Below are 6,568 nucleotides of genomic sequence, written 5' to 3' on the forward strand. Positions count from 1 at the left end.
CGCCGACCTTGCCCTGGTGCAGGTTGCGGTGCACGTCGTAGGCGGCCTGGCCGGTCTCCTCCAGGGAGTAGACCTTGGAGAGGGTGGGGTGGATCTTGCCCTTGGCGATCAGGCGGTTGGCCTCCCATGCCTCGCGGTAGTTGGCGAAGTGCGAGCCGATGATCCGCTTGAGCGACATCCACAGGTACCGGTTGTCGTACTGGTGCATGTAGCCCGAGGTCGAGGCGCAGGTGGTGATGGTGCCGCCCTTGCGGGTGACGTACACGGAGGCGCCGAAGGTCTCGCGGCCCGGGTGTTCGAAGACGATGTCGATGTCCTCGCCGCCGGTCAGCTCACGGATCTTGGAACCGAACCGCTTCCACTCGCGCGGGTCCTGGGTGTTCTCGTCCTTCCAGAACTTGTAGCCCTCGGCGTTGCGGTCGATGACCGCCTCGGCGCCCATGGACCGGCAGATGTCGGCCTTCTCGGGGGAGGAGACGACACAGATCGGGTTGGCGCCGCCGGCCAGGGCGAACTGGGTGGCGTACGAGCCGAGGCCGCCGCTCGCGCCCCAGATGAGGACGTTGTCGCCCTGCTTCATGCCGGCGCCGTTGCGGGAGACCAGCTGGCGGTAGGCGGTGGAGTTGACCAGACCGGGCGACGCCGCCTCCTCCCAGCTCAGGTGGTCCGGCTTCGGCATCAGCTGGTTGGACTTGACGAGCGCGATCTCGGCGAGGCCGCCGAAGTTGGTCTCGAAGCCCCAGATGCGCTGCTCGGGGTCGAGCATCGTGTCGTTGTGGCCGTCCGAGGACTCCAGCTCGACGGAGAGGCAGTGCGCGACGACCTCGTCACCGGGCTTCCAGGCGTTGACGCCGGGGCCCGTGCGCAGGACGACGCCCGCGAGGTCGGAGCCGATGACGTGGTACGGCAGGTCGTGCCGCTTGGTGAGCTCGGAGAGCCGGCCGTAGCGCTCCAGGAAGCCGAAGGTCGAGACCGGCTCGAAGATCGAGGTCCAGACCGAGTTGTAGTTCACGGAGCTGGCCATGACGGCGACGAGCGCCTCACCCGGGCCGAGCTCGGGGAGCGGGACGTCGTCGACGTGGAGCGACTTGCGGGGGTCCTTGTCCCGACTGGCGAGACCGGCGAACATCTCCGCCTCGTCCTTGTGGACGGTCACGCCCCGGTACGACTCGGGGAGCTTGATGTTCGCGAAATCGGCGGACGTGGAGTCCGGCGACTGGATCGCGTCCAGGATTTCCTTCACGGTTGCCTCCGGCGGTGAGCGTCCGGGGGAGGACGCCTGAGGGGTTACGACGAGGGGTGCTGCGATGGAGGTGTGCCGTCGGTTCGGCTGGGTGGTGCGGTGTGGCGGCGCTGGTGTGGAGCGCGAGGGTGCCTGTGACGCAGGCGTCCGGGCGCACGGGCCTGGTGGCCGGTGGGGACAGCCGGCGCACGAGGTGATCTCTGCGCGCCGGCCGCCCGGACAACATCAACGTATGGCACGCCGTGTCACGTGGCAAGGCACTGCGTGCCAACAATTTCACTCAGATGCGATCTGGCTGTCACGGATGAGCGATGATCGATCGAAAATCGCCCTGAGCTGCGCATATACGACGTGGGCCGCACCCGGAAACCGGGTGCGGCCCACGTCGTGGAGCGGTGTTCAGCCCTTGCTGAGGGCGTCCTGGATGGTGCGCATCACCTCGTCGAGCGGGGCGTCCGTACGGGCCACGGCGACGACCACGTCACCCCTGGCCGAGGCGCGCGCCGCGGGGGCCTGCGGCTCGTTCTGCGCGGAGGACGGGGCCGGCCGGCCCGCGCCTATGCCGCTGCCGAAGGTCTCCCGGACGATCGCGAAGGCGTGGTCGAGCTGCGCCTCCACGTCCCCCTGGCCACCCGCCCGCAGCCAGCGCCGCAGCACGTGGTTGTGGGCCGTGACCACCGCCGAGGCGGCCACCTCCGCCAGCAGCGGGTCGTCGTTCCCGTCGTGGTGGTCACGCTCGTCGAAGTGCCCCAGCAGATAGCGCGTGAACAGCCGCTCGTAGCGGGCCACCGAGGCGATCTCCCGCTCCCGCAGCGTCGGCACCTCGCGGGTGAGCCGGTAGCGCTCCACGGAGACCGCCGGAGAGCCGGCGTACATCTTCATGACTTCCTTGATGCCCCGGCACACCGTGTCGAGCGGGTGCTCGTGCGGCGGCGCCGCGTTCAGGACCGCCTCCGCCCGCACCAGCGTGTCGTCGTGGTCGGGGAAGATCGCCTCTTCCTTGGAACGGAAGTGGCGGAAGAAGGTCCGGCGGGCCACCCCGGCCGCCGCCGCGATCTCGTCGACCGTGGTGGCCTCGTAGCCCTTCGTGGCGAAGAGTTCCATCGCCGCGGCCGCGAGCTCCCGGCGCATCTTGAGCCGCTGGGTGGCGGCACGGGTGCCCGCCGCGCTCTCCTGAGCGTCGGACGGGGAGGTGGCACGGGGTGACTTCGCGGCCTTGGACATGTCCCGAACGTACTGCATCGGACGGGCCGTGTGCCCAGGTGGGGGCGGGGAACCCCCCGGAGCACCGGTGGTGCCCGGGGAGCTCAGCAGCCCTCCCCAGTGCCCGTACGCCTCAGCGTCGGGCATATTCGCGGAAGCCGCGCCCGGTCTTGCGGCCCAGGCAGCCGGCGGCCACCAGGTGCTCCAGGAGCGGGGCCGGGGCGAGGCCCGGCTCGCGGAACTCACGGTGCAGCACCCGCTCGATCGCCAGCGACACGTCCAGGCCGACCACGTCGAGCAGCTCGAACGGGCCCATCGGGTATCCGCCGCCGAGCTTCATCGCGGCGTCGATGTCGTCCAGCGTCGCGTAGTGGTCCTGCACCATCTTGACCGCGTTGTTCAGGTACGGGAACAGCAGCGCGTTCACGATGAAACCGGCCCGGTCGCCGCAGTCCACCGGGTGCTTGCGGATCTTCGCGGTGACCTCGCGGACGGTCGCGTGGACCTCGTCGGAGGTCAGGACGGTCCGGACGATCTCGACCAGCTTCATCGCCGGGGCCGGGTTGAAGAAGTGCATCCCGATGACGTCCTGCGGACGGGAGGTGGCACGCGCACAGGCCACGACCGGCAGCGAGGAGGTCGTGGTGGCCAGCACCGCGCCCGGCTTGCAGATCTTGTCGAGCCGCCCGAACAGCTCCTGCTTGACCTCGAGGTCCTCCGCGACGGCCTCGACGGCGAGGTCGACCTCGGCGAAGGCGTCGAGCGAGCCCGCCGGGGTGATGCGGGCCAGCGTCCCGTCCCGGTCGCCGGCCGACATCCGGCCCTTGTCGACCGAGCGGGCCAGGGACTTCGCGATCCGTGCCTTGGCGGTCTCCGCCTTCTCCGGGGAACGAGCCGCGAGGACGACTCCGTACCCGGCCTTGGCGAAGACCTCGGCGATCCCGGAGGCCATGGTGCCCGAGCCGGCCACGCCGACCGTGCGGACCTCGCGGCCCGCCGCGGCGGCGCCGGAGGCCACCGGGGTGAGCGCGTCGGGCACCACCTCGGACGAGCCCGGCGCCGCGTACGAGTAGAAGCCGCGTCCCGCCTTGCGGCCGGTCAGACCGGCCTCGGAGAGCTGCCGGAGAATGGGCGCCGGGGCGTGCAGCCGGTCGTGCGAGGAGGCGTACATGGCCTCCAGGACGGTACGGGCCGTGTCGATGCCGACCAGGTCGAGCAGCTCCAGCGGTCCCATCGGCAGACCGCAGCCGAGCTTCATGGCCGCGTCGATGTCCTCGCGGGAGGCGTACTTCGCCTCGTACATGGCGGCCGCCTGGTTGAGGTAGCCGAACAGCAGCCCGTCCGCGATGAACCCGGCCCGGTCGCCCACGGCGACCGGCTCCTTGCCGAGGTCCTCGGCGAGGCGGGTGACGGCCTCGACGGCCCGGGGGTCGGTCAGGACCGACGAGACCACCTCGACCAGCTTCATCGCCTGGACCGGGGTGAAGAAGTGCAGGCCGATCACCCGCTCCGGGTGGGCCGAGTCGGCGGCGAGCCGGGTCACCGACAGCGCGTTGGTGCCGGTGGCGAGGATCGCGTCCGGCCGGATGATGCCGTCCAGGGCCCGGACGACCTCCAGCTTCGTCTCGTACGACTCCGGCACGACCTCGATCACGAGGTCCGCCCCGGCCGCCGCCTGGAGGTCGGAGAAGGTACGGAAGCGGGCCAGGACGTCCTGCCGCTCCTCCTCCGTGATCCGCTCGCGGGCCACCGCGCGGGCCGTGGACGCCTCCAGGGCGGCGACGGCACGGGCGGCGGCGGTGTCGCTGATGTCGATGCCGATGACCTCGCGGCCGGACCGGGCGAGGACGTCGGCGATGCCCGAGCCCATGGTGCCGAGACCGACGACGGCGATGGTGGAGAGAGGGGTGTCCATCAGGGGACTCCAGGGAGGAAGAGTGACGACTGAAGGCAGTGGCGCGCGAAAGGGCGCGGAAAGCACACGGGCAGCGCCCGGAGAACGGGGGCGGGGCCCTGGTGAAAAGCGACGGACCCTGTCCCGGAGTCACGTCGAAACTGCCGAACCGACGAACAGTCCCGCACCTCGCGGCACGGAACCTCCCACCACGGCTGCGTCACCAGGCCGTTGTGGGAAGCGCGGGGGGTGCCCCGCTCACCTGAGACTAACCGGCCGGTAACGAGCGCGCCAGTCCTGGGAAGTTGAGAAAGTGTGATCTGGATCGCGGATAGGCTCGCATTCATGGAAATCGCCGAGGATCCGGAATTCTGCTCGATGATCGATCGATTGCGCGACGAGATCGAGAACGGGGCCGGAGAACTCCCGCCGGCATTCGCGGAACTCGCCGCCGCTCGCGATCCCGAAGAACTCCACCGCGTCCTCACCGCCCCCGGTGAACCCCTCTGGGCCCGCGAGATCGCCGCCGTCACCCTCGGCCTCTCCGGGGACCGGCGCGCCTTCGAGTCGCTGATCCTCTTCCTCAACCACCGGGACCCCGAGCGCTGCGTGACCGCCGCCCACGCCCTCGTCCGGCTCGGCGACCCTCGTACCGCCCGCGCGGCCGCCGCCCTCGCCACCAACGAACTCCGCGTCGCCTACGCGCTGGTGCCGGTCCGGCTCCTCGCCGGGCTGCGCGCCCCCGAGTCCGTCCCGGCCCTGATCACCGTCCTCGGGCGGCGGCTCGCTCCCGGCGACCCGCACTGGCGGGTCGGCCTCGCCTGCGTCGAGGGCCTCGGCGCCCTCGGCGACCCCCGGGCCCGCCCCGCCCTGGAGGCGGCCCTGCCGCACCCCCGCCTCGGCCGCGAGGCCGAACGGTCACTGGCCCGGCTCGCCCCCTGAGGACCGCCGGGCGCGAGGCTCAGCGCACGAGGCGGAGCTCCACCCCCGTGCCGTCCGGCACCGCGGCGGGACCCTCGGGCACCAGCGCGAACGCCTCGATCTCCACCAGCAGTTCGGGCCGGACCAGCGCGGAGACCTGCACGGCCGAGCTCGCCGGCAGCGGCGCCCCGGCGAAGTGGGCGTCCCGCGCCTCCCGTACCGCCGGGAGGTGGGCCACGTCCGTGACGTAATAGGTCAGCTTCACCACGTCCTCGAAACCGGCGCCGGCCGCCGCCAGGCAGCGCTCCAGGTTGGCGAAGACCTGACGCGCCTGGGCCACCGCGTCCCCCTCGCCCACCACGGCCCCGGACGCGTCCAGGGCGCACTGCCCCGATATCGCGACGAACCGGCCGGTGCCCCAGACGACGTGGCTGTACTGGGGGCTGGCGGCGAGGCCCTCGGGGGCGGGGACGTGGGTGAGGTGACTGGTCATGCCGGACATCCTCGCGTACGCCACCGACGGTGCCCGCCACCCGAGGGTGTGCGGGCACCGTCTGTGGCGAAGACCACGGCGTGCGGGTCCGGCGGGGGAGCCCCGCCGGGGCGGGAGATCAGCGCACGTGGCCGAGGAGCGCGTGGAGCGCGGCCCCGGCGGCCTCACCGGCCCGGCCGGCCGCCTCCCCGGCGCCGCGCGCCGCCGTTCCCCGGACTTCCGCGCCGGCCCGCTCCGGGACCACGCCCCGGGCCTGCGTCCCCGGTGCCTTCCCCGGGGTCCTGCCGGCCGCGGGGACGAACGCGGCCTCCGGTTCGGGCAGCGCCGCGCAGACCGCGTCCGCCTCCGCGCCGGCCTTGCCGCGCGGCACCGCGCCCGTGGCCAGGAAGGCGGCCAGGTGGCCGTCCACGCACGCGTTGCCGGCGAGCGACACGCCGTGGTTCCCGCCGCCGTCCTCCACCACCAGGCTCGAACCGCGCATCAGCCGGTGCAGGGCCGCGGCGCCCTCGTAGGGGGTCGCCGCGTCGTCCGTCGCCTGGAGGATGAGGACCGGCGGCACCTCGTCGTTGCGGACGTCCGGCGGGCTGAGCGGCTCCACCGGCCAGAACGCGCAGGGAGCGTTGTACCAGGCGTTGTTCCAGGTGGAGAACGGTGCCTTGGCGTGCACGTCCCAGTTGTCCTTGCGCCACACGCTCCAGTCGCGCGGCCAGGCCGCGTCCCGGCACTGCACGCTCGTGTAGACGGAGTAGCCGTTGTCGGCGGCGGCGTCGGACCGTCCGTACCGTTCGTACGCCGCCACGAGCGCCGCCGTGTC

6 protein-coding genes are annotated in these 6,568 nt (G+C 72.2%); 1 reads left to right on the forward strand and 5 read right to left on the reverse strand.

Annotated features, from left to right (window positions below; translation table 11 throughout):
• The 3 genes from ccrA to RIF68_RS22805 all read right to left on the reverse strand — a co-directional run.
• The coding region (gene ccrA, locus RIF68_RS22795) for a crotonyl-CoA carboxylase/reductase (RefSeq protein ID WP_309053149.1) at positions 1–1,243 on the reverse strand (1,243 nt) is incomplete at its 3' end.
• A 399-nt stretch (positions 1,244–1,642) separates the two neighbouring features.
• The gene (locus RIF68_RS22800; protein ID WP_309053150.1) at positions 1,643–2,467 is read right to left on the reverse strand and encodes a TetR family transcriptional regulator; all 825 of its coding nucleotides are present in this window, start codon (positions 2,465–2,467) and stop codon (positions 1,643–1,645) included.
• Positions 2,468–2,579: 112 nt separating this feature from the next.
• Positions 2,580–4,361 carry a 3-hydroxybutyryl-CoA dehydrogenase gene (locus RIF68_RS22805; RefSeq protein ID WP_309053151.1) on the reverse strand — a complete coding sequence of 594 codons (1,782 nt, stop codon included), beginning with the start codon at positions 4,359–4,361 and terminating at the stop codon, positions 2,580–2,582.
• A 324-nt stretch (positions 4,362–4,685) separates the two neighbouring features.
• Between RIF68_RS22805 and RIF68_RS22810 the strand changes: the two genes are divergently transcribed.
• On the forward strand, positions 4,686–5,282 hold the full coding sequence (locus tag RIF68_RS22810) for a HEAT repeat domain-containing protein (RefSeq protein ID WP_309053152.1): 597 nt from the start codon (positions 4,686–4,688) through the stop codon (positions 5,280–5,282).
• Positions 5,283–5,301: 19 nt separating this feature from the next.
• On the opposite strand, the gene RIF68_RS22815 is transcribed toward RIF68_RS22810, so the two are convergent.
• Positions 5,302–5,754, reverse strand: coding sequence for a RidA family protein (locus tag RIF68_RS22815; RefSeq protein WP_309053153.1), 453 nt, complete (start codon positions 5,752–5,754; stop codon positions 5,302–5,304).
• A gap of 118 nt (positions 5,755–5,872) precedes the next feature.
• On the reverse strand, positions 5,873–6,568 hold a 696-nt coding region (locus RIF68_RS22820), incomplete at its 5' end, for an alpha/beta hydrolase (protein WP_309053154.1).

Origin of the sequence: Streptomyces sp. (assembly GCF_031178505.1) — a bacterium.
Lineage (GTDB): Bacteria > Actinomycetota > Actinomycetes > Streptomycetales > Streptomycetaceae > Streptomyces > Streptomyces gulbargensis.

Excerpts from the sequence above, each read along its gene's own strand:
- RIF68_RS22815 (WP_309053153.1), bottom strand. The coding sequence starts at position 5,754 with ATGACCAGTCACCTCACCCACGTCCCCGCCCCCGAGGGCCTCGCCGCC.
- RIF68_RS22805 (WP_309053151.1), bottom strand. The coding sequence starts at position 4,361 with ATGGACACCCCTCTCTCCACCATCGCCGTCGTCGGTCTCGGCACCATG.
- RIF68_RS22810 (WP_309053152.1), top strand. The coding sequence starts at position 4,686 with ATGGAAATCGCCGAGGATCCGGAATTCTGCTCGATGATCGATCGATTG.
- RIF68_RS22800 (WP_309053150.1), bottom strand. The coding sequence starts at position 2,467 with ATGTCCAAGGCCGCGAAGTCACCCCGTGCCACCTCCCCGTCCGACGCT.